Consider the following 20,758-nt stretch of genomic DNA (forward strand, 5'->3'; position numbering starts at 1 on the left):
CGGAGAAGTTGCTTGTTTTGGTTGGACGATCGAACTATTCTCTAAATCGGTCGTACGACCGATTAGGTGATCCGCCATGAGCACCTCCCTACCCACAACCTGCCCCGACACCCGGGATTCCCTCCTGCAAGCGGCCCTGGCCTGTTTTGCCAAATACGGCTACGACGCCACATCAATCCGCCTGATCGCCTCCATGGCCGGGAAGAACTCCTCCCTCATCTCCTACTATTTCAAGAGCAAGGAAGGCCTCTACCGGGAGGTCTTCAAGCACCTGCTGCTCCGCTTCCAGGGGTGCGAGCCCGAGGAACCGGCCGCCGCGGCGCCGGGGAACCCCCGGGAGCGCCTCAATCATCATTTCCGGCGCCTCCTGCGGCAGGTGGAAGAGCACCTGCGCTCCCAGGATCCGCTGCAGCAGCAGGCCGCGTGGCTTTTCATGGCCGAACTGCACTGCCCCAAGGACGAGGTCAAGGACCTCATCCTGGGTCGCATCGCCCCTCTGGTGGCGGAGATCCGGGCCTGCCTCCTGGCGCTCCGCCCGGACCTGACCGAGCCCGAGCTGGCCTTCTGGGGCATCACCCTGCAGGGGATGTGCATGGCCCATTCCCTTCACGGAGAACTTCACAAACTCGTCTGGCCGGCCGCTGACACCACCCTCTCCCTGGAGGGGATGGCGGACCGGCTGACGGATTTCGCATGCAGGGGGCTCGGCGCCCCCGGATCTTTCCCCCTCGACCCCGCCCCCGGCAAGCCCAAGGAGCCCATCCATGCCTAGATCCATCCGAAACCAAGCGGTCCTCCTTTCCTGCGCCGCCCTGGCGGGGTTCCTGGCGACGGGATGCTCCAAGGAAGCCCGGCCCGCCGCCACCCCTGAAGTGGCGGTGGTGACCCTCGCGCCCGAGCGGGCCGTGCTCACCTCGGAACTGCCCGGGCGGGTCTCCGCCCTCCTGGTGGCCGAGGTGCACCCCCAGGTGAGCGGCATCATCCAGAAGCAGGTCTTCACGGAGGGCGGCCTGGTGAAGGCCGGCGACCTCCTCTACCAGATCGATCCGGGCCCCTACCAGGCCGCCTTGGATACCGCCTCGGCCGCCCTGGCCCGGGCCGAAGCCAACCTGCCCGCGGCCCGCAAGCGGGCCGAGCGCTTCAAGGAACTGGTCGCGTCCAACGCCGTGGGCCAGCAGGACTACGAGGACGCCGCCGCCGCCCACAAGCAGGCCGAGGCCGAAGTGCTGGCCGGGAAGGCCGCGGTGGAGGCCGCCCGCATCAACCTGCGCTACACCCGCGTCACGGCCCCCATCTCCGGGCGCACCGGCAGGTCCGCCGTCACCCCTGGCGCCCTGGCCACGGCCTACCAGGGCCCGGCCTTCACCACCATCCAGCAGCTGGACCAAGTCTTCGTGGACTCCCCCCAGTCCAGCGCCATCCTCATGGCCATGCGCCGGAACCTGGAAACCCGGCGCATCAAGGGCGGCTCAAGCGAACAGGCCAAGGTCAAGCTCCTCCTGGAGGACGGCACCCCCTACCCCAAGACGGGCGTCCTGAAGTTCTCGGACGCGACGGTGGATCCCTCCACCGGGTCCCAGGTGCTCCGCATGGTCTTCCCCAACCCCGGGCAGGTCCTGCTGCCGGGCATGTACGTGCGGGCCATCGTGGAGGAGGGCGTGGCCGAACAGGCCATCCTCGCACCCCAGCAGGGCGTGACGCGCGACCCCAAGGGCAACGCCATCGCCATGGTGGTGGACGCCGCCGGCAAGGTCCAGCAGCGCACCCTCAAGGTGGACCGGGCCGTGGGCGCCAAATGGCTGGTGCTGGAGGGCCTGGGGGCAGGCGACCGCCTGATCCTCGAGGGCCTGCAGAAGATCAGGCCGGGCATGGCCGTCAAGGTCGTGCCCTTCACCGCAGCGTCGAAGTAAGGGAGCCGGAACCATGGTCAATTTCTTCATCGACCGGCCCATTTTCGCCTGGGTGGTGGCCATCGTCATGATGCTGGCCGGCCTCCTGGCCATCAAGACCCTGCCGGTGTCCCAGTATCCCCCCGTGGCGCCGCCGGCCATTTCGGTGGACGCCTTCTACCCCGGCGCCTCCGCCAAGACGGTGGAGAACACCGTCACCCAGATCATCGAGCAGAAGATGACGGGCCTGGACCGGCTGCTCTACATGTCGGCCAGCAGCGACTCGGCGGGCCACGGCAGCGTGACCCTGACCTTCCAGCCCGGCACCGACCCCGACGCCGCCTGGGCCAAGGTCCAGAACAAGCTCGAGCTGGCCAAGCCCCTCATGCCCCAGGTGGTCCAGCAGATGGGCATCACGGTGTCCAAGTCCACCAAGAACATCTTCATGATCGTCTCCATCACCTCCTCCAACGGTGCCATGAACGCCGACGACCTGCGGGACTACATGGCCTCGAACATCGAGAACGTGTTGAGCCGCGTGGAGGGCGTGGGCGAGGTGTCCTCCTTCGGCACCCAGTACGCCATGCGTATCTGGCTCAACCCGGACCGCATGGTGGGCTACAAGATCACCCCCGACGACGTGCGCCAGGCCGTGAAGGCCTACAACGCCCAGATCTCGGCGGGCCAGGCCGGAGGCCTCCCGGCCATGAAGGGCCAGCAACTCAACGTCACCGTGAACGTGCAGGAACTCCTCCAGACCCCCGAGCAGTTCGGCGCCATCCCCCTGCGCATCAACCCGGACGGCTCCACCATCCGCCTGCGGGACGTGGCCCGCACGGAGCTGGGCACCGAATCCTATGAGAGCGACACCCGGCTCAACGGCCAGCCCGCGGCGGGCATGCTGATCCGCCTGGCCTCGGGCGCCAACGCCCTGGACACGTCCAAGCTCATCAAGGCCAAGATGGACACCCTGGCCCCCTACTTCCCCGACGGGGTGAGGGCCGAGTACCCGTACGAGACCACGCCCTTCGTGTCCGTGGCCATCAACGAGGTGGTGAAGACGCTCATCGAAGCGGTGGTCCTGGTCTTCCTGGTCATGCTGCTCTTCCTGGGGAACTTCCGCGCCACCCTGATCCCCACCATCGCCGTCCCCGTGGTGCTCCTGGGCACCTTCGCGGTGCTGCAGTACGCGGGCATGTCCATCAACATGCTCACCATGTTCGCCATGGTGCTGGCCATCGGCCTCCTGGTGGACGACGCCATCGTGGTGGTGGAGAACGTCGAGCGCATCATGCACGAGGAGGGCCTGTCCCCCCTGGAGGCCACCCGGAAGTCCATGGGCCAGATCACCGGCGCCCTGGTGGGCATCGGCCTGGTGCTCTCGGCGGTGTTCGGGCCCATGGCCTTCTTCGGCGGGTCCACGGGCATCATCTTCCGGCAGTTCTCCTTCACGCTGATCACCGCCATGATGCTGTCGGTGGTGGTGGCCCTGGTGCTCACGCCGTCGCTGTGCGTGAGCTTCCTGAAGCCCGTCGCCAAGGGCCACGAGGCCGCCGAAACCGGCTGGAAGGTCACGCGCCCCTTCTTCCTCTGGTTCGACAAGACCTATAACCGGCTCAACGACTACTTCGTCGCGCAGCTGGGACGGGTGCTGGCCAAGCGCGTGCGCTACATCGTCGTCTACGGCCTGATCGTCGCCGGCACGGGCCTGCTCTTCATGCGGATGCCCACCGCGTTCCTGCCCGAGGAGGACCAGGGCATCCTCATGACCATGATCCAGCTCCCCGCGGGCTCCACCATGGAACAGACCCAGAAGATCATGAAGGAGGTCCAGCAGCATTTCCTGGTGGACCAGAAGGAGGCCGTGGCCTCCTGCATGACCGTGGCCGGCTACAGCGTGGCGGGCCGCGGCCAGAACAACGGCATGGCCTTCGTCAAGCTCAAGGACTGGCACCTGCGCGACCGCCCCGACCTCAAGGCCGATGCCGTGGTCGGCCGCGCCATGCGCGCCTTCGGCCCCCGCCGGGACGCCATGGTCTTCGCCTTCGCCCCCCCGGCCATCCTCGAACTGGGCAACGCCACCGGCTTCGACTTCCAGCTGCAGGACCGCGCCGGCGTGGGCCACGAGAAACTCATGGCGGCCCGGAACCAGCTGCTGGGCCTCGCCGCCAAGGACCCGGCCCTCAAGGCCGTGCGCCCCAACGGCCTGGACGACCAGCCGGAATACAACGTCAGCGTCAATCAGGACCGCGCCGGAGCCCTGGGCGTGCCCCTGCCGGCCATCAGCGACACCCTCGCCAGCGCCTGGGGCGGTTCCTACGTGAACGACTTCATCAACCGCGGCCGGGTCAAGCGCGTCTACATGCAGGCCGACGCGCCCTTCCGCAGCCAGTTGGAGGACCTGAACAAGCTCTACGTCCCCAGCCGTAGCGGCAGCATGGTGCCGTTCTCCTCCTTCTCCACGGGCAAGTGGTCGTACGGCTCGCCCAACCTCCAGCGCTACAACGGCTTCCCCTCCATCGAAGTCCTTGGTGAACCCGCCAAGGGCAAGAGCACCGGCGAAGCCATGCTGGCCATGGAGAGCCTCGCCTCCCAGCTGCCCCCGGGCATCGGGTTCGAATGGACCGGCCTCTCCTTCCAGGAGCGCCAGGCGGGTTCCCAGGCCCCGGCCCTGTATGCGGTGTCGGTGCTGGTCATCTTCCTGTGCCTGGCCGCGCTCTATGAGAGCTGGACGATTCCCTTCTCGATCCTGCTCATCCTGCCCCTGGGCGTCATGGGCGCCGTGCTGGCCACGTGGTCGCGGGGGCTTTCCAGCGACGTCTACTTCCAGATCGGCCTGCTGACCACCCTGGGCCTGGCCGCCAAGAACGCCATCCTCATCGTGCAGTTCGCCCAGGAGCAGATGGCCCAGGGGGTGGGTCTCCTGGAAGCGGCGGTTGAGGCCTCGCGCCTGCGCCTTCGCCCCATCCTCATGACCAGCCTGGCGTTCACCTTCGGCGTGCTGCCCATGGCCATCACCCGCGGCGCCGGCGCCGCCGCCCAGAACGCCATCGGCACCGGCGTCATCGGCGGCATGATCACCTCCACCGTCATCGCGGTGTTCTACATTCCCCTGGCCTTCATCCTGGTCAGCCAACTGTTCGCGAAAAAGCGCCCGTCGACCGGGTCCACCGGAGAGGCACAGTGATGAAACCGACCCAAGGCCTTTCCCTCCTCATGCTCGCGGCCATGGGCGGCTGCATGTCCATGGCGCCCCGGTACAAGGTGCCGCCCCGCCCCACCGCCGACCAGTGGCCGGAGGCCTCCAAAGCCCCGGCGGGGGCCACCAACACGGCCGCCGACGTTGCCTGGCGGGACTTCTACGTGGACGAGCGCCTGAGGAAGGTCCTCGACCTCGCGCTGGCCCAGAACCGCGACCTGCGCGTGGCCACCCTGACCACCGAGAAGGTGCGGGCCGCCTACCGCATCCAGCGGGCCGAGCTGCTGCCCTCCATCAACGCCTCCGCCGTGGGCAACCGCCAGCGCATTCCCGCCAGCGTGTCCTCCACGGGCCAGGCCATGATCGCCGAGCAGGACAGCGCCACGGTGGGCGTCACCGCCTGGGAGCTGGACCTCTTCGGCCGCGTCCGCAGCCTCAAGAACCGGGCCCTGGAGCAGTACTTCGCCTCCGAGCAGGCCCAGGCCGGGGCCCGCATCGCGCTCCTGGCCGAAGTGGCCAACGCCTACGTGACCCTGGCCGCGGACCGGGACGGGCTCCGGCTCGCCAAGGGGACCCTCGCCAGCCAGGAGGCGACCCACACGCTCATCCAGCGCCGCTTCGAGGCGGGCATCGCCTCGGAACTCGACGCGCGCCGCGCCGAAGTGGGCATGGAAACGGCCCGGGCGGATGTGGCGGCCTACACGCGCATGGTGGCCCTGGACGAGAACGCGCTCACGCTCCTGGCGGGCGCCCCCGTGCCCGCGGAATGGCTTCCCGAGGGGCTGGACGGCCTGGCGCCGCTGCGGGACTTCACCCCCGGCCTCCCCTCCGAGGCCCTGATGCGCCGCCCGGACATCCTCATGGCCGAGAACCTCCTAAAGGCCAGCAACGCCAACATTGGCGCCGCCCGCGCGGCCTTCTTCCCGCGCATCTCCCTCACCACCGGGTTCGGCACCATGGGCAACGAGCTTTCGGCGCTGTTCAAGTCCGGTTCGGAAACCTGGTCCTTCACCCCCCAGGTGGTCCTGCCCCTGTTCAACACGGGCGCCACCTTCGCGGGCCTGAGCGTGGCCAAGGCCGAGCGCGACATCAGCGTGGCCCAGTACGAGAAGGCCATCCAGGTGGCCTTCCGGGAGGTGGCCGACACCCTGGTCCAGCGGGGCACCCTCGGCGAGCAGCTTGCCGCCCAGGAAGCCCTCACCAAGGCCCTGGAGCGCACCTTCAAGCTGGCCACCCTGCGGTTCGAGGCGGGCGCCGACGGCTACCTGGGCGTCCTGGACGCCCAGCGCTCCCTCTACGGGGCCCAGCAGGGCCTCATCGCCCTCCGCAGGGCCCGCGCCGGCAACCTGGTGACCCTCTACAAGGTCCTGGGCGGCGGGCGGCCCGGGAAAGACGGCAAGTAGGACCTTTCGTTCCCCCAACCCACGGAGTTCTCCATGAGCCTCCATCGCCTTCAGCGGAAAGGGAAAACCAGCGTGGTCATGGCCGAACTGGAGCGCCTGGAGAAGGACTGCGACGCCGGAACCCTGAGCCGGGAAGCCTTCCTCGCGTCCGTCTCCAGGGTGCAGGACCTGGCCTACCGCCAGGACATCCGGCCCTTCCACGACCGCGCCGCCTGGGCCTCCCTCGCGGGAATCGTCCTGATGGCCTGCTGGGCCGCCGCGGAGCACCTTTACCCCGACGTGTCCGAAGCCCTGGGCAACGGGCTGGAAGCCGTCGCGCTGATGGGGATCGCCGCCCTCCTCTGCGGGGCGGCGTTCCTCCTGGCCTCCCTGAAACGGGAGGCGGACGACGTTCGCTGGTTCGGCGGTCTCCGCCAGGCGTTGGAGAAGGGCGGGCGCCTGGGCGACTTCCTGGAGCAGGGCGGGCGGCAATCGTCCGGAACCACCCCACGGCCCTGAGGGCGCCACGGGCCGCGCGTTGCGAGGCCGCCTCGCACGGAGTACACTGCTGACCATCCGTCAACAGCGTTCCTCTCTGGATTTGCCCATGCGCGTTCCGCTCGCAACCCTTCTGTGCCTTTCCCTGGCGGGGGGCTCCCTGGGGGCCGACTCCGAGGTTTCCAGGGCCGCCATCGCCGGTGACCTGCCGAGGCTGATCGCCCTGGCGGAAGCCGGGAAGGATGTGAACGCCCTGGACCGATGGGGCTGGACGCCCCTGCTCTGGGCCACGTTCTACCAGCAGGATACGGCGATGCGCTGGCTGCTGGCCAAGGGGGCCGATCCCAACATCGCCGCCACCCAGCCGTACCGTTCCTTCGCCCCCGGCGCGCGGGCCCTCACGGTGGCCGCCTATTACGGCTTCGAGAGCGGGATCGCCATCCTCATGGACGGCAAGGCCGACCCTTCCCTGGCGGATGCCAAGGGCGTCCGGCCCGCGGACCTGGCCCGGCAATTCGGGTTCGTCGAATGCCTCGCGCGCCTGGAGGGCAAGGTCAAGGCCCCGGAGGCCGCCCGCCCCGCCCCGGCGACCATCGGCCGGATCACGCCCGTGGTGATCGTGCTCGGCTCCGGAAGCGAGATGCCCGACACGTTCCTGACGGCCGTGCAGAATTCCCTGGCGTTCGGCCTGGAGGACAGGAAGATCCAGTTCACCTTCTTCCGCCAGAACCCGCTCGCCCTGGATGAGGAGAAGGCGCTGGCCGCGCAGGTGGCGTCCACCAAGGCCAGGTTTGTCCTCACGGTGTGGGAAGGCTCGGGCACCCTGCGGAAGGCGAAGAGGCTCCCATGGCAGGAGAAGACGGCCCCCATGCGCCTCGAGGCCACCTTCGAAATCGCCCTGCGGGCTTCCGGCTCGCCCGACGTGCTCTGGTCCAGGTCCCTGACTGCCCATGACTCGAAGCAGCACTCGCCCTTCGGGCCGGCGGAGGACGTGGCGCGGGTTTTCGCCACCGCCCTCCAGGCGGAACTGGAAGCGGACCACCTCCTCTGACCCAACCCTGAGACTGGACTATGCCCATGAAGAACCTGCATCGGATCCCCCTCTGCCTCGGCCTCGCCGCCCTCACCGGGTGCGCGAGCGTGAACATCGAATCCAGCGTGCGCCCCAGCTACGAATGCAAGGTCAGCGATCTCTGTGTCCTGGCGAGCTGCGCGCGCAGCATCGACGCACCCTTCTTCGAAGGGCTGAAGGGTAGCCTGGAGGCCGCCTTGGAGGCCCGGAACATCCGGGCGGCCGTGCTCGTCGTGAAACCGGCCCAGCCCGGCGCAGGAGGCGGAACCCTCTCCGTTCCCTACGCGACCCTCCCCCTGGGCGACGGCAAACCCACCGTGGCCCCCGCCCTGCCCACCCCCGGCGATGCGGCCATCCAGGCGGGTTTCAAACCGGCCTTCTTCATGACCCTCCAGATGGTCGAAACCGGACGCAGCGCAGGCAAGGCGTCGGCCCGGTTCAGGCTGGGCCTCAAGGCCTCGGGGGATGGACAGGACGTCTGGAAGGCCATGGTCTCCCTGGAATGGAGCGCCGCCAGCTTCGGGCCCCCGGGCGCCATCTATTCCGGGGAATCCGCCATCGGCATGGATTCCCGGGAGGTGGTGGCGAAGATCATCGAGCGGCTCGCCCAGGACAGGCTGATCTAGGCCCGGTCGCAGGATGACAGATCACCTGGATCTTCGGGTTGAACGCGTGTCAGCCAGGTCGTGAACGCGCGTTTTCCGGGGAGGATCGGCAAAGAAAGGCAGAATGGGCTGGGGCCGGCGATTGGCCGGCCCCAGGAACACGTTCGAAGGTGGGCTACTGGTGGTAATCCGCGTAGGTGACTGTACCACCCGAGGCCGGAACCAGCACATGGAGGAGGCCCGCGCCGTCCAGGCCCAGGCGGAACCAGGACACGGAAACACTCGGGGTGTTGACGAGGGTTTCGTGCCACGCGCCCGCGGCCTGGTGGTAGACCTTGAGTCCCGCGCTCGTGGCCATTCCGGCCAGGACCTTGGACCGTGAAGGCGTGGTGCAGATCCTGATGGACGTTTCCGCGGAGTATGCGGAGACGCTCGAAATGAGCGTCTGGGGAGCCTGCCAGACACCGGCGATCTTCTGTCGGGCCTTCAGGGAGGTCCTGGAATAGGAATTGGAGAGAACCGGCGTGTAGAAAAGCCACCCGTTGTCCGCATCCGCCCAGACGCCCTGGACGTAGGACGAGGAACCGGTTCCGAGGGGTTCGGAAGTCAGGGTCGCGGACGTCCAGGTGCCGGGGCCGCTGGGCAGGAATTCCACCGCGGCAGTATCGATGAGGAACAGGAGGTGGGGCTGGTCGGCGGCGTCGAGGCTCAGACTGAAGCCGGAGATGGAAAGGGTGGAGTTCGCCGCGCCCGCTAGGGAATCGCACACCCATGCGCTTCCGTTGTAATGGAGGTGCCGCATGGCGCCCACCGTGGGGTAGTAGGAGGTGCTGGTGTTCAGCAGGACCTGGGGCCGGCCGCCCTGATCAAGGGTGTAATGGAAGCTCTGCACGCTGTAGGAGCGCGGGATTGTACCCTCCCACAGGTCCTCGGTCTGCCAGGCGGACCCATCATGCCAGAGGTGCCGGACAACGGTCTGGGTGGGCACGGTGGTGCTGGGGATCAGGTAGACCGAATGCGGGTGCCCGGAGGCATCGGTCTGGACCAGGGAGGCGTTCAGCAGGGAGGCGGTGTCGGGGTAGAAGGCCGCCCACGGGTCGCCGGGGTTCGCCAGCATGCCGAAGGGGCTCTGCCCCGCGAACGCCCAGGCGCCCGTCGGCAACAGGGCCGCGTCATCGGCGTGGAGCACCGAAAGGGTGGTGGCGGTGAGTGCCAGGGCATCAGGGGGGTTCAGGGTGGTGGCCTTGACCTCACTGCTCGCGGTCTCCGTCGTGCCCACCTTCGCCACCACCCGGTAGGCGTACGTGCCCAATTGAAGATCGGTGTCCGAATACGAGGTGGTGCCGGGCGGAAGGCTGGCTACGTCCAGGGTGGACTGGTTATCGGAGCGGCGGATGACGATCTGCGTGGCCGTGGTGCTCTTGTTCACCCAGGCTAGGTCGACGCCCGCGACTTTGGGCGTCGCCTGGACCTGGACTGGAGCCGACACGGGCACCTGGACCGGCCGTGTCGTCCGGAGGAAGGGGGTCGTGTAGCCATCGAGGGAAATGGCCAGGTGGTACACGTAGGCCTTCCCCTCCGTGACCGCGGTGTCCTGGTAGCCGTACGAGCGGCCAGCAGGCAACGTCAGGGAGGACCAGGCGCTGGTGGGGGTCCCGGACGCATCGGCCTCGGCCCGGCCCAGGAGGTAGATGCAGTTGTTCGCAGAGGAGGCCGACCAGCTCACCTGGACCGACCCATTGGAGGATGCATAGGCGTCAAGATAGCTGGGAAGGGCCAGGGGGGTCCGGATGGGCGCCGAAGGCGCGGAAGCCGCGCTGGGAACGCCTGCGGCCAGGTTGGTGACGCGGTAGAGGTACGAGGTCAGCTCGCTGGTGTAAAGGTCCGTGTAGCCGGTGGTGGCTCCGTAGGAGGTCAGGGAGCTCCAGGTGCTGGCGGGCAGGCCATTGGCGTCCGCCGCCACCCGCTCCACCTGCACGTGATCCGCCTTGGTGGTGTTGGACACCCAGGCGACGTTCATCTTGTTGGCGACCGCGTCGAAGGTGGCCACGACCTGGGTGGGCGCGGCCAACGGCGTGACCACGCTGGGCGAGATGGCGCTGGCCGTGCCCCAGGTTGCGCCGAAGCCGTTGGTGACCCGGTAGACGTACCGCGTGAATTCCTGGGCGCCGGAATCCGTGAAGGAGGTGATGACCCCGGCGGGGACCGGAAGACTGACCCAGGGCGTGGACGGCAGGCCGGATGCGCCCGCTTCCGCGCGTTCCACCCGCACGCCCGTGGCGCGCGTCGTATTGGAGACCCAGGTGAGCGAAGGCGCGCCCTGGCTGAGGTTGAAGGTCGCCGTGAGACCCGTGGGCATGCCCGGAGGCACGGTGACGCAGGCCTGGATGGTCAGGGGCAGGCTGTCCACTGAACTTCGGACATTGCTGATGCGGTAGAGGTAATTCTGGGCTTCCTGCACCTGGGTGTCCAGGAAGGCCGCGGCGCCCGCGGCAGGCGTGGCCAGAGCCGCCCAGGCGCCGACGGCGTTGCCGCCATAATCGGCGGGAGCGCGCTCAAGCAGCAAACCGTCCCCATACGAGAAGGAATTGCCCCAGGTGAGGTTCACCCCCCCCTGGGCCGCATCGAAGACCGCCACCAGCTGGGTGGGCGAGGGTACCTGGGTGGAGACCACCGCCGACGGCAGGCCGTCCGCGCTGGCCTCTGCGCCCTTGACGTTGGTGATCCGGTAGACGTAGAAGGTGCCGAGGCGGGCGGATACGTCCAGCCAGGTCGTCGCACTGGAAGCGACCGTCTGGAGGGCGACCCAGTCCCCCAGGAGGCTGCCCCCATTGGTGCACTCGGCCCGCTTGACGATGAAGCCGTTCGCTTGGGTGGACGGGCTGGACCAGGAGAGGACCATGCCGGCCTTGGCCCAGTCGTACGATGCGGCCGGTTGCCCAGCGGCAAGAAGGGGCTTGTGATAGGTGACTTCGTTGGAATAGGGGCTGGCCTCGGTCCCACGGCGGGCCTTCGCCCGGAATGCGCAGTCCGTGGTTTCGGCCACGGACGCCGGAAGGGTGAGCGAATAGGTGAGCGTGCCGGCCGGAAGGAGGCTCGTGTTGAGCTTCTGATAGGCCTCGGCGCCATACCGGGCCTCCAGGTCGAAGCCGTCGATGCTCCCGGAGGGCGCAAGCCACTGGATGGTGATCGAACCCGAGGCCGCATCCACGGTGGGCGGCAGCATGGATGGGCTGGCCACCGGCACCGGCGCCGGCGCCGAGGATCCGCCGCCTCCGCAGGCAAGGCAGAGAAGGAGTGGGGCTGGCAACAGCCATCGGCCAGGGTGCATGGGGCGCTCCGGGAAAAAACAGGTTGAATGCGGTGAATCCATTCTGCACCATGCTCCGGCGGAAGTGACGGTTTTTTCCGCAACCCGCCATTGATAGGCCTCATGCCCTGTTGGAGTGCTGGAACCCCGGCGCCCTGCCCTTCATCCAAGACAGAGCCGGTCCCGGCCTCGTTCTGGAAAACATGATGGAAGCCGACCTCGATTCATCCATGGGCGAAAAGGGCCAGGCTCCAACGTCCTCCTTCTTCAAGGTCCCGGCAGGTGAGGCCCCGAATGGCCGCCTGGTGCGTGCGCGTGATGCCCGTCGCGACGTCGAGTACCGCTGCCCTGGCTGCGCACGTCCGCTTGTGCTTCGCCGGGGGGCCATCCGTTCCCCTCACTTTGCCCACAAATGCGATGGTTATTGTTCCCCTGAAACCGCCTTGCATCAGGGCGTCAAGAACCGCATCGCCCAGATGCTCGGCAGGATGTTGAATGGGCGCCGGGCATGGGCGCCCCGGATTCTCGCGCCTTGCGCCGGGCCCTTGCATGCCGATGGCATTTCGGATTCCTGGCGTTGTCCACGCGAAGCATGGTTCTCCCTGGCCGACCTTGCCTTTGATGAAGTTGCAGTGGAGCGCGCCACACCGGATGGGCTGCGACCCGACGTGATGCTTCTGCACGAAGGCCGTCCCATTCTGGGCATTGAAGTTAGGGTGAGCCATGCGGTCGACCGGGAGAAAGCGGTAAGGACCTCCATGCCCTGGATCGAACTGGATGCCATGCACGTTCTGTCCTCCCCCCGAACCTGGAGACCTTGCCAGGGCCTCCACCCCTGGAGCGGCCGATGCTTGATCTGCACGTGCATCAGCCGGCTTGACCCGTCCTCGATGTCCGAGATCACCGATCTTGGCGACTACCCTTCCCAGCTTGCCGCTGCCGGGTTCCATGAACAGATCCAGGGCTGGCTTCAGTCAGGGCATCGCCGCAGGAAACCGATGGTTTGTTGGCGGTGTCCGTCGTGCCGGAAACAGAACTCCCGAATCCTGGTCCGGAACAAGATCCTTGGGGCTGAGATGGCCTCCTCCCTTCGCAGTGCCCTGGAGCCCCAGGTGATCCTCCATGCCGCCGATGGAGGGACCATCCACGTTTCCTTCGGGTTCCCGAGAAACGCCAACCGCCCCTGGGCAGTCGTTCCACTCCCCGCCGAAGCCGTTCCGAGCCTCAGGGCGACCCCTGACCTCAAGCGGTTGCATCGCCTGCCCTTGAACGGGACCAACCGGCCTTTGGCGTTCATTTGCCCTCATTGCGGTGCAGATAGCATCGGCGTACTGCCGTTGCCGTGGACGCCCATGTGCCAAACGGATTGCCTCCCGAAGTAGGAGAGGGTATGGCCCAGGCGTGGCAGGCTGCAAATCATGCCTCATAATGATCCCGGAGCTGCCCCATGGCCGACCGAATCAAGGAGATCATCTTCGAAGTGACCGAGGACCCGGAGGGCGGGTTATGCGCCCGCGCGCTGGGGGCGAGCATCCTGACCCAAGCCGACGACCTGGAGGCCCTCAAGGTGGCCGTGCGGGACGCGGTGCTCTGCCATTTCGACGAGGACGAGGCCCCCTTGATGATCCGCCTGCACCTGGTGAAGGACTACCTGGTGGCCGTATGACCCGCCTTCCCCGGGACCTTTCCGGGGCCGACCTAATCAAGGCCCTCCGGCGCCTGGACTACCACGAAACCCGGGCCACCGGCAGCCACGTTCGGGTGACATGCCCGGGCCCTCCGCAGCACCACCTGACCATTCCCAGGCACGATCCGCTCAAGGTTGGAACCCTGGCCGGCATCCTGGACGAGGTGGCCCAGGCACGGAGCCAGAGCCGGGAGGAGGTAATGAGGGCATTGTTCGACTGACCGCCGACCTGCGCCGGGCCCCGCGGCCTCAGGCTTGATCCACAGCGACTTCCCGGCAAGGCCTGGAAGCCCTACGACCCTAGAATCCCCGTGCAACGAAGAACCCGGTCGGACGGGGTCGAGCAAAACCGGATGCCGATCAGATACAAGAACACCCTCGAATTCTCGAGGGTGTTTGCTGGTAGCCCCAAGGGGAATCGAACCCCTGTTAACGCCGTGAGAGGGCCTAGAGAGGCCATTGGCGCCTCACCCGTGGAAGGCTATGGACACGGGATACCCTTGAACTGCCTGCAAATAGGACGTTTTCTCTCCACTTGCCTCCATGCGCTTCCCGGGGTATGTTTTTACTGTGGTTTTACTGTGGGGGAATGGCAGTCATGACCAGGACCGTTCGAGATGGAAACCTGGGCAGCAGGTCCGGCCGGGCATCGCTGAAGGCTTCACCATCCAATCCCTACTGGCTCGTGGTGGCGCCAAACCAGGCGATCGGTTACCACAAGCCCAAGAAGGGCGCAGGGACTTGGCGCGCGCGGCTCTACCTGCCTGAATCCCGCTCCTTCAAGATGAAGGCCATGGGCACCGCAGATGATTATCGGGACGCAGACGGGGCCACCGTCCTGGACTTCAAGCAAGCCCAGGACGCCGCCGATGTGTGGTTCAAGGACTGCGCCAGCGAGGCCGCCCGGGTTGCCGGCGGGGAGCCTGCCCACGTGGGCCCCTACACCGTGACCGATGCCCTCAAAGCCTACTTCGAAGACGGGAAGCGGCGGGGCGTGAAGGGCCTCAAGCGTGATGAAGCCCGGGCCGCCCTCTGGATCTATCCCAAGCTGGGGGAGCTGGAAGTGACGAAGCTCACCCGCCGCCGACTGGAGACATGGCTTGCCGAGATGGCCGATTCCGCCCGGCGGATCCGCCCGCGCAAGGCCCCAGCGAAGCCTCGGAATTTCAAGACGCCCAAGGAACCCAAGCCCGTTCCGCTGCCCCCTGCCCCGCCCGCCACGGACGATGAGAAGCGGGCCCGCCGGGATTCAGCCAACCGCGTCTTGACGATCCTGAAGGCCGCCCTGAATCACGCCTTGGACCGCCGCCGCGTCACCTGCACCGGGGAGGCATGGCGCGAAGCCAAGCCCTACCGCGGGACCACCAAGGCCCGGGTGCGTTTCCTGAGCGTTGAAGATCAGGTGCGCCTGGTCAACGCCTGCCCGGTGGACTTCCGGAGTCTGGTCAAGGGCGCCCTCTACACCGGCGGCCGATACGGCGAGTTGGCCGGCGCCACCGTTCAGGATTTCGATGCCACCGGCGGAACGCTCTTCCTGATCGGCAAGGGCACCGGGGAAGGAAAGCCCCGCCGGGTGGTTCTGACCGATGAGGGCCAGGCCTTCTTCCAGGAGATCGTCGCCGGCCGCTCCGCTGTTGAACTAATCTTCCAGCGGGCCAAGGTTGCGCGCCGGAAGCGGCAGGACGTGGGCACCGCCTGGGGCCATGGTGACCAGAGCCGGTTCATGGCCGATGCGTGCACCACCTCGGGCCTGGATCCTCTAGGCTTCCATGAGCTGCGCCATTCCTATGCCTCCATGCTGGTGAACGCCGGCTGCCCTCTGGCTTACGTGGCGGCCCAGTTGGGGCACACGGATACCCGGATGGTTGAGAAGCATTACGGGCACTTGGCCCCTACCGCCCTTGCAGAGTCCGTTCGAGCCCTCATGCCCAAGCTGGGCCTCATGGACACCGCGAAAGTCATTCCTTTGAAAGTTGTCGGGACAGGTTGACAGCAGGCGACGGCGCTACACTTGGCATGACGCGGCTAGGGCGACGGCCCGAACGCTGGTTCCCGCACCAGTTGCCGCGTCTCCTTTGCGGGAAGCACCGACGGGAGGTGCAATGGGAACGGCGAATACTATTGACCCATTCGAGACGCGCCTAACTCGTTTCAAAAAGGAGGCGTTTGAGTTGCTCGGTGCGGAAATGACCCCTCGTCTTGAGGACGGGAGTTTGGCGAAATTGGACGCTCAAGCAAAGGCGAAGTTGATTTCGGAATCACTGAAGACGATTTCTTTATCAAGATCCCTTGACCAAATGGTCCGGCATTACACAAACCGCATTGCGTCTTCGGATCGAGATACGACGGCGAAGTTTGAAAAGCGTTTTGCGGTCAAGATAAGAACCCATGCTGAAGCCCTGGTAAACCTCTTAGGCGATCCGCAATTCCCAGAGAGACTCCAAGATGACCTGGGAACTTGGCTTTCTGGAATAGAACAACAGCACGAGGAAGGCGTTGTTGAGCCGGATATATTCTGGAAGAGTAGTGAACCGACAGCTATTGACATGCTTCGAAGTGCCCTACAAATGGCTGCAAGCCGTGCTGAAGGGTACGTTGACATGCCCCTTCCAAAGGCCACCACGACACCCCAAAAGTGGCTAATCAGCCGATCTATCAATTTGGCGACGAAGGAAATGAGGTCCAAGGAGGATGGGCTCCTCCTTGCCAAGAAAGCACATTGGGCAGCTACTGGGCACCTACCCAAGCAGGATGAATGGGGGATCTTCCACAAGAAGCGCACTCCCAAAGGATGACTAAGGGCCGTTCTTTGCCCTGTGCCATGCCTTTCCCCGCGCTCGTCCTGGGCTGATTCTTTTCCTTACACAACCACCCATGAGTGGAAGTGCACGGAGGATGACCCATGCCGAAGCTCAAGACACTCGCAATCCCTCAGGCCCCTGCACTCCTGCCACAGGTCCCAAGGCTGAGCCTTTCCGTTTCAGAAGCCGCCGAAGCAACGAGTTTAAGCAAGAGCATGCTCTACGACCTCATGAAGTCGGGGAAACTCCGCTTCGTTAAGGTGAGAGCTCGCAGGCTCATCCTGGTTTCTGACATGACTGCCTGCCTTACGCACCTCCCCCAAGGCCCCTGGGCTGCGTGATGGAGAGTCGGTTCGGACGCGCTGCGGGGCGCGAAAATAAGGCATTGCATTCACCTGTTTTCAGCCGTAACTTGGGATTCGGAGCTTCGAACCTCCATGTAGCGGGGAACCGCCCTCGACAGTCAGGACCACGACAAGCGGCACCACGGCATCAATGCCGGGAGTGCCCGAAATACAACAGCCCTCAGGGGCGAATACGGGCAGGGGTTCTACATGCCCCGTTCGAAACTCCCGGTTCCAGGCCGTGCACTGGGATCGACGTATCCCAACCTACCGCTGGGCCAAATCCTAGCGAATTTAATTCGGAGGCCGCAATGGCCGTCAACGCGTTTCACCAATTCACTGCCGAAGGCACGTCCCAGGATCTGCTCAACAGCATCAAGGAGGTTGGCCGTGCGAGGGGGAGAGAAGTCTTCGAGGTCATCCGGCCGATGGTCAATGCGGCCGCGGACGAGGTGGAGAACGACTTCGAACTCTGGCTCCAGAACTGGGAGCGCGCCGCCCTCTCCATCTGGGAGAACGAGCCCCACGACCGTCTGGTCTCCACGGATACCTGGATGAAGCACGTCCACCAGGCCCACAAAGCCTGGATGGAAGAGACGGCCCACCTGGTCGCGGCGGGGGCCTAGGATGAATTCAAAACGGGACGCTCACGATATCGTCCTGAGCCTTAACCAAGCGTTCGGGAAGGGTTTTGTGAACCCCCTCGATCACCCTGCCCTTTGGCCACTCCTGGAGGCCAACCCGGAACATGGTGCGGATCCTGAGGCCTCGGTTCGGATCTTTGCCGAGATGTACGGCAACGACGCCATGCCCATTCCTCCGTCCAAGGTCACCCCGCAGCCTCGCCGAAGGACAGGCGGCCTGGTCCCCATCCAGAGGAGGCGTTGACATGGCGATCTCCAGGACTTGGAACCTGCGCTTGAATCTGGACGATTTCAACGCCGGATTCGCCAGCCTTGATGGTGACGAGGACTTATCACAGTTCTTGTCCGGCCTCTCCCGCGGTATGAATAGAGGGACTGCGCGGGATAGCGCCACGGTTCCATTCTTGGCTGGGTTCACGATCGGCCACGAAATGCGGGTTGAGGCTGAAGCATTGCGGGAAGCGTACGCAATCAATGGATCGAAGGGTGGTCGTCCTCCTCGAATAAACCCATCGGATAACCCATCGGTTAACCCAATCGAAAGCGAAGGTCAACCCAATCGAAAGCCAATCGAAAGCCTATCCGTTAATCCCTTAATCCCTTTAACTGAAGAACCCAGAACCACCAAACTTGAATCCACTTCTCCGCCCAGGGTGGGCGGACGCCAGAAGCGGGTTACTAAAGGTGGTGAGTCCCTGGAAGAGATTCTTCATGGAGGGAAGGGCACTCCAACCTGGGAGGCGTACTGGAAATTGGTGTCCACTTTCGGGGGGCAGTCCAAGAACCCGGCGCCCAAGACCTCTGCAAGGCTCTATGTGGGTGCCCTGAAGGCCGGCACTACCGCAGAGCGGATCCAGAACCGGGCCGACAACCTGAGGAAGGCCACCTCCGAAGAGAAGTTCATGCCCAAGCTCAGCACCTGGTTGGAGGGGGAAGGCTACCTCACCCCAGACCTTCCCAAGGTTGCCGGCGGAACGGGACGCGCTCCTTCCCACCGTAGCGCCGTTGATCAGGAGTACCTCGAGCAACTGGCCGCCATGGAGCCCCACCAGGTTGAGACCCTCGCCGAGGAAGAAATGGCCGAAATTTGGAGGGAGCCAGCATGACCACCGCCAGAGAAGCAATTGAGACCTACCACCCACCCACCCTGGAGGAGGCCATCTCCGCATTCCGCGGACGGAGGGAGCGGTTCATCCGGGCATACATGGACAGGGTGCACATGGCGCCCCACGAGCTAACCGCAACCTGGGACCAGGTTTCCAAGGCGATTCGGGACCTCCTCCCGAACTCATGGAGAGGTTTTGGCCTCATCGGTGGGTTCGGCGTGGGCAAGACATTCGCCATCGCCGCGGTAATCCGGCGAAACGCTGAAAGATGCGTGGACGCCCATATGGAGGAGATAGTCAAGGGTGGGAACCTCGACACGCTCATTTACGGAGAGGTGTCCCTATCCCCCTGGTTCGCGTGGACCAACTGGCCCGGGGAGGTTGCAGCCAATCGCGCCCTCCTCTTCAGCAGGAACCGGCAGGGCGAGGTTGAGGAGTGGATCCAGACCCTCCAGGACCCCTCCCGGATGGTGATCCTGGACGACATCGGCGCCGACCGCGCCACGGGCACGGACTGGGCCGGCGAGGTCCTGGCCCGGGTGATTGATGAACGCCTCCGTCAGCAGGGACCCATCATCTGGACCTCGAACCTCACGCCTCTTGAGATCGCGGAACGATACGGCGCCCGCACCTTCTCACGCCTCCAGGCCCTCGCGCCCCCCATCATGCTCCCCAACCTCCCTGACAGGCGTCTCCAAACCCTCCGGGGATGACCCAATTCTGCCCCATCACCCCCACTTCTTGCCCTATAGAACCGGCTAGAACCACCGCCACGACTTGACCAAGATAGGAGACCCCCATGCCATCCCAGCGCCGCTTGAAGTCTCAGGAGGATTGCCGGCGGGCCATCGCCTGGGTGTTCACGGAAGCATCCGCCGACCGGATGAAGCCCGATAAGGCCCGCGTCCTGATCTACGCCGCCCTGACCTGCTCCAGCATCCTCTCGGGACACAACATGGAGGACCGCATCCAGAAGCTGGAATATCGTTCATTTTCAATTAGGAGGAAAATATCGTGAAGGATGATCACAAAATCCACCAGGCGGAATGCCTCAATAAGGCTCTCCCGCCCGACCTGCAGCTTCCTCATGAGGTCCGGAGGGAGGTGCGGGCCATGAGTGACGCGGACCTCCTGGTTGCCATCGCATGCGAGAAGGGCACCCTAGATTCAAACGAGCGCGCGCCCTATCAACGTGGTCTCCCGTACAAGGCCTACCAGGAGGAACTGCAGAACGAGTTTCGTCGGCGCGGTCTTAGCGTCGTCGTTCCGAAGGGCTGCAGCACCTGCATTCATTTCTCCCGCACTGACCCGCTCGGGCCGGGCTGGTGCGCGTCCCTATCCATGGAAATGGAGACGTCCCAGCCTAACTGCGAGTTTCATAGTCCAATTCTGGACTGAACTTCTCACTTCCCCTTTGCCGGAATAGACCGGCCCCTTGGAGGAACCAATGGAAATATCTAAACGTATCATAATGCTGGAGGTTGAAGCCGCTTTGGTGGATGCCTTCGACCGGATGGGAGGTGTCCAGGTTTTCGAATCCTGGGCGCGGAGCAACCCAGCGGACTTCCTGAAAGTGCTGGCCCGGTTCGTCCCTGAGGACATCATCCGAGGCCAGAGGAAAGGCGAGATCAACAATCAAATGACGCTCGGCGAGCTCCTCCACCTTGCGAAGAAGGAGGATCTGTGACCAGCGAAAAGAGAATTGCAGCCCTGGAAGCGGAGGCTGCCTTCGACGCCGCGGCCCAGGCCATGGGCGGATGGGACGAGCTGCGCAGGTGGGCGCAGAACAACAAGACCCACTGCAGGGAGATCATCCGGCGGTTCGTGCCGGACGACGTCCTCAAGGAAGGGGCCGGCCCCACTCTGGAGGACCTGGTGGTCGCTTCCTTCCACCACCCCAGCACCACCCCCGCAGAAAAGGAGTCCTGACCATGTGCCTCGGATCCCCCAGCGTCTCCACTCCCCAGATTCCCGCCACCCCCACCGCGCAGGACCCTGCCGTGCAGGCCCGCCTTGATGCCGAGCGGCAGCGGCAGCTCCAGGCCAAGGGCCTGAAGTCCACCGTCCTCACCAGCGGCCAGGGCGTCATGGCCCCGGCCACCACCCGTCCCAAGACCCTCATCGGCGAATAGGCAGCACTCACCACCCCGCCCTTGCCGGATCGGACCGGCCTAGCGGGCACCCTTCACCCTTTGCCGGTCATCCCGGCCCCATAGGAGAT

Annotated in this window: 21 protein-coding genes; 20 read left to right on the forward strand and 1 reads right to left on the reverse strand. The window is 65.4% G+C overall.

Going from position 1 to position 20,758, the window contains the following annotated elements; all coding sequences use genetic code 11:
• Window positions 1–76 precede the first annotated feature (76 nt).
• From ACZ5LB_RS11115 to ACZ5LB_RS11145, 7 genes are all read left to right on the forward strand, one after another.
• Window positions 77–772, forward strand: a complete 696-nt coding sequence (locus ACZ5LB_RS11115; protein ID WP_464602286.1) for a TetR/AcrR family transcriptional regulator — start codon at window positions 77–79, stop codon at window positions 770–772.
• Window positions 765–1,910, forward strand: a complete 1,146-nt coding sequence (locus ACZ5LB_RS11120; RefSeq protein ID WP_464602287.1) for an efflux RND transporter periplasmic adaptor subunit — start codon at window positions 765–767, stop codon at window positions 1,908–1,910. Before ACZ5LB_RS11115 ends, ACZ5LB_RS11120 begins: the two co-directional genes overlap by 8 nt.
• A 13-nt stretch (window positions 1,911–1,923) precedes the next feature.
• Entirely contained in the window at window positions 1,924–5,076 is a 3,153-nt protein-coding gene (locus tag ACZ5LB_RS11125; protein WP_464602288.1) for an efflux RND transporter permease subunit, read from the forward strand.
• On the forward strand, window positions 5,076–6,491 hold the full coding sequence (locus tag ACZ5LB_RS11130) for an efflux transporter outer membrane subunit (RefSeq protein WP_464602289.1): 1,416 nt from the start codon (window positions 5,076–5,078) through the stop codon (window positions 6,489–6,491). Before ACZ5LB_RS11125 ends, ACZ5LB_RS11130 begins: the two co-directional genes overlap by 1 nt.
• Window positions 6,492–6,524: 33 nt before the next feature.
• Window positions 6,525–6,989, forward strand: coding sequence for a hypothetical protein (locus tag ACZ5LB_RS11135; protein ID WP_464602290.1), 465 nt, complete (start codon window positions 6,525–6,527; stop codon window positions 6,987–6,989).
• An 88-nt stretch (window positions 6,990–7,077) separates the two neighbouring features.
• Window positions 7,078–8,019, forward strand: coding sequence for an ankyrin repeat domain-containing protein (locus ACZ5LB_RS11140; protein ID WP_464602291.1), 942 nt, complete (start codon window positions 7,078–7,080; stop codon window positions 8,017–8,019).
• A gap of 26 nt (window positions 8,020–8,045) precedes the next feature.
• Window positions 8,046–8,666 carry a hypothetical protein gene (locus ACZ5LB_RS11145; protein WP_464602292.1) on the forward strand — a complete coding sequence of 207 codons (621 nt, stop codon included), beginning with the start codon at window positions 8,046–8,048 and terminating at the stop codon, window positions 8,664–8,666.
• Between the two features lie 154 nt (window positions 8,667–8,820).
• Here ACZ5LB_RS11145 and ACZ5LB_RS11150 read toward each other — a convergent pair whose 3' ends face one another.
• Window positions 8,821–11,955 carry a fibronectin type III domain-containing protein gene (locus ACZ5LB_RS11150; protein ID WP_464602293.1) on the reverse strand — a complete coding sequence of 1,045 codons (3,135 nt, stop codon included), beginning with the start codon at window positions 11,953–11,955 and terminating at the stop codon, window positions 8,821–8,823.
• Window positions 11,956–12,161: 206 nt separating this feature from the next.
• On the opposite strand from ACZ5LB_RS11150, the gene ACZ5LB_RS11155 reads away from it, so the two are divergent.
• From ACZ5LB_RS11155 to ACZ5LB_RS11215, 13 genes are all read left to right on the forward strand, one after another.
• A complete protein-coding gene (locus ACZ5LB_RS11155; protein WP_464602294.1) occupies window positions 12,162–13,337 on the forward strand; it encodes a competence protein CoiA family protein in 1,176 nt (391 codons plus the stop codon).
• Between the two features lie 65 nt (window positions 13,338–13,402).
• Window positions 13,403–13,621 (forward strand): 2-oxoisovalerate dehydrogenase, encoded by a 219-nt coding sequence (locus ACZ5LB_RS11160; protein ID WP_464602295.1) that lies wholly within the window; start codon window positions 13,403–13,405, stop codon window positions 13,619–13,621.
• Complete coding sequence (locus tag ACZ5LB_RS11165; protein WP_464602296.1) at window positions 13,618–13,863, forward strand: type II toxin-antitoxin system HicA family toxin; 246 nt, start codon at window positions 13,618–13,620, stop codon at window positions 13,861–13,863. Before ACZ5LB_RS11160 ends, ACZ5LB_RS11165 begins: the two co-directional genes overlap by 4 nt.
• 338 nt (window positions 13,864–14,201) lie before the next feature.
• A complete protein-coding gene (locus ACZ5LB_RS11170) occupies window positions 14,202–15,632 on the forward strand; it encodes a tyrosine-type recombinase/integrase (RefSeq protein WP_464602297.1) in 1,431 nt (476 codons plus the stop codon).
• Between the two features lie 112 nt (window positions 15,633–15,744).
• Window positions 15,745–16,437 carry a hypothetical protein gene (locus ACZ5LB_RS11175; protein ID WP_464602298.1) on the forward strand — a complete coding sequence of 231 codons (693 nt, stop codon included), beginning with the start codon at window positions 15,745–15,747 and terminating at the stop codon, window positions 16,435–16,437.
• Window positions 16,438–16,658: 221 nt separating this feature from the next.
• Entirely contained in the window at window positions 16,659–16,784 is a 126-nt protein-coding gene (locus ACZ5LB_RS11180) for a hypothetical protein (protein WP_464606305.1), read from the forward strand.
• A gap of 314 nt (window positions 16,785–17,098) precedes the next feature.
• Window positions 17,099–17,413 (forward strand): hypothetical protein, encoded by a 315-nt coding sequence (locus ACZ5LB_RS11185; RefSeq protein WP_464602299.1) that lies wholly within the window; start codon window positions 17,099–17,101, stop codon window positions 17,411–17,413.
• A gap of 263 nt (window positions 17,414–17,676) precedes the next feature.
• The gene (locus tag ACZ5LB_RS11190; protein ID WP_464602300.1) at window positions 17,677–18,537 is read left to right on the forward strand and encodes a hypothetical protein; all 861 of its coding nucleotides are present in this window, start codon (window positions 17,677–17,679) and stop codon (window positions 18,535–18,537) included.
• On the forward strand, window positions 18,534–19,250 hold the full coding sequence (locus ACZ5LB_RS11195) for a P-loop NTPase family protein (RefSeq protein ID WP_464602301.1): 717 nt from the start codon (window positions 18,534–18,536) through the stop codon (window positions 19,248–19,250). The genes ACZ5LB_RS11190 and ACZ5LB_RS11195 overlap by 4 nt, the downstream gene beginning before the upstream one ends.
• A gap of 86 nt (window positions 19,251–19,336) precedes the next feature.
• The gene (locus ACZ5LB_RS11200; protein ID WP_464602302.1) at window positions 19,337–19,555 is read left to right on the forward strand and encodes a hypothetical protein; all 219 of its coding nucleotides are present in this window, start codon (window positions 19,337–19,339) and stop codon (window positions 19,553–19,555) included.
• A gap of 429 nt (window positions 19,556–19,984) precedes the next feature.
• A complete protein-coding gene (locus ACZ5LB_RS11205; protein ID WP_464602303.1) occupies window positions 19,985–20,224 on the forward strand; it encodes a hypothetical protein in 240 nt (79 codons plus the stop codon).
• Window positions 20,221–20,466, forward strand: coding sequence for a hypothetical protein (locus tag ACZ5LB_RS11210; RefSeq protein ID WP_464602304.1), 246 nt, complete (start codon window positions 20,221–20,223; stop codon window positions 20,464–20,466). The genes ACZ5LB_RS11205 and ACZ5LB_RS11210 overlap by 4 nt, the downstream gene beginning before the upstream one ends.
• Before the next feature lie 2 nt (window positions 20,467–20,468).
• Complete coding sequence (locus ACZ5LB_RS11215; protein WP_464602305.1) at window positions 20,469–20,669, forward strand: hypothetical protein; 201 nt, start codon at window positions 20,469–20,471, stop codon at window positions 20,667–20,669.
• Window positions 20,670–20,758: the final 89 nt, after the last annotated feature.

This window comes from Mesoterricola sp. MK458 (genome assembly GCF_055384935.1).

What these genes read in the sequence shown, in the direction of transcription:
- ACZ5LB_RS11115 (WP_464602286.1), top strand. Translation starts at nt 77, where the DNA reads ATGAGCACCTCCCTACCCACAACCTGCCCCGACACCCGGGATTCCCTC.
- ACZ5LB_RS11190 (WP_464602300.1), top strand. Translation starts at nt 17,677, where the DNA reads ATGGCGATCTCCAGGACTTGGAACCTGCGCTTGAATCTGGACGATTTC.
- ACZ5LB_RS11120 (WP_464602287.1), top strand. Translation starts at nt 765, where the DNA reads ATGCCTAGATCCATCCGAAACCAAGCGGTCCTCCTTTCCTGCGCCGCC.
- ACZ5LB_RS11175 (WP_464602298.1), top strand. Translation starts at nt 15,745, where the DNA reads ATGGGAACGGCGAATACTATTGACCCATTCGAGACGCGCCTAACTCGT.
- ACZ5LB_RS11135 (WP_464602290.1), top strand. Translation starts at nt 6,525, where the DNA reads ATGAGCCTCCATCGCCTTCAGCGGAAAGGGAAAACCAGCGTGGTCATG.
- ACZ5LB_RS11155 (WP_464602294.1), top strand. Translation starts at nt 12,162, where the DNA reads ATGGAAGCCGACCTCGATTCATCCATGGGCGAAAAGGGCCAGGCTCCA.
- ACZ5LB_RS11165 (WP_464602296.1), top strand. Translation starts at nt 13,618, where the DNA reads ATGACCCGCCTTCCCCGGGACCTTTCCGGGGCCGACCTAATCAAGGCC.
- ACZ5LB_RS11200 (WP_464602302.1), top strand. Translation starts at nt 19,337, where the DNA reads ATGCCATCCCAGCGCCGCTTGAAGTCTCAGGAGGATTGCCGGCGGGCC.
- ACZ5LB_RS11195 (WP_464602301.1), top strand. Translation starts at nt 18,534, where the DNA reads ATGACCACCGCCAGAGAAGCAATTGAGACCTACCACCCACCCACCCTG.
- ACZ5LB_RS11185 (WP_464602299.1), top strand. Translation starts at nt 17,099, where the DNA reads ATGGCCGTCAACGCGTTTCACCAATTCACTGCCGAAGGCACGTCCCAG.
- ACZ5LB_RS11130 (WP_464602289.1), top strand. Translation starts at nt 5,076, where the DNA reads ATGAAACCGACCCAAGGCCTTTCCCTCCTCATGCTCGCGGCCATGGGC.
- ACZ5LB_RS11145 (WP_464602292.1), top strand. Translation starts at nt 8,046, where the DNA reads ATGAAGAACCTGCATCGGATCCCCCTCTGCCTCGGCCTCGCCGCCCTC.
- ACZ5LB_RS11140 (WP_464602291.1), top strand. Translation starts at nt 7,078, where the DNA reads ATGCGCGTTCCGCTCGCAACCCTTCTGTGCCTTTCCCTGGCGGGGGGC.
- ACZ5LB_RS11170 (WP_464602297.1), top strand. Translation starts at nt 14,202, where the DNA reads ATGTTTTTACTGTGGTTTTACTGTGGGGGAATGGCAGTCATGACCAGG.
- ACZ5LB_RS11205 (WP_464602303.1), top strand. Translation starts at nt 19,985, where the DNA reads ATGGAAATATCTAAACGTATCATAATGCTGGAGGTTGAAGCCGCTTTG.
- ACZ5LB_RS11215 (WP_464602305.1), top strand. Translation starts at nt 20,469, where the DNA reads ATGTGCCTCGGATCCCCCAGCGTCTCCACTCCCCAGATTCCCGCCACC.
- ACZ5LB_RS11125 (WP_464602288.1), top strand. Translation starts at nt 1,924, where the DNA reads ATGGTCAATTTCTTCATCGACCGGCCCATTTTCGCCTGGGTGGTGGCC.
- ACZ5LB_RS11180 (WP_464606305.1), top strand. Translation starts at nt 16,659, where the DNA reads ATGCTCTACGACCTCATGAAGTCGGGGAAACTCCGCTTCGTTAAGGTG.
- ACZ5LB_RS11160 (WP_464602295.1), top strand. Translation starts at nt 13,403, where the DNA reads ATGGCCGACCGAATCAAGGAGATCATCTTCGAAGTGACCGAGGACCCG.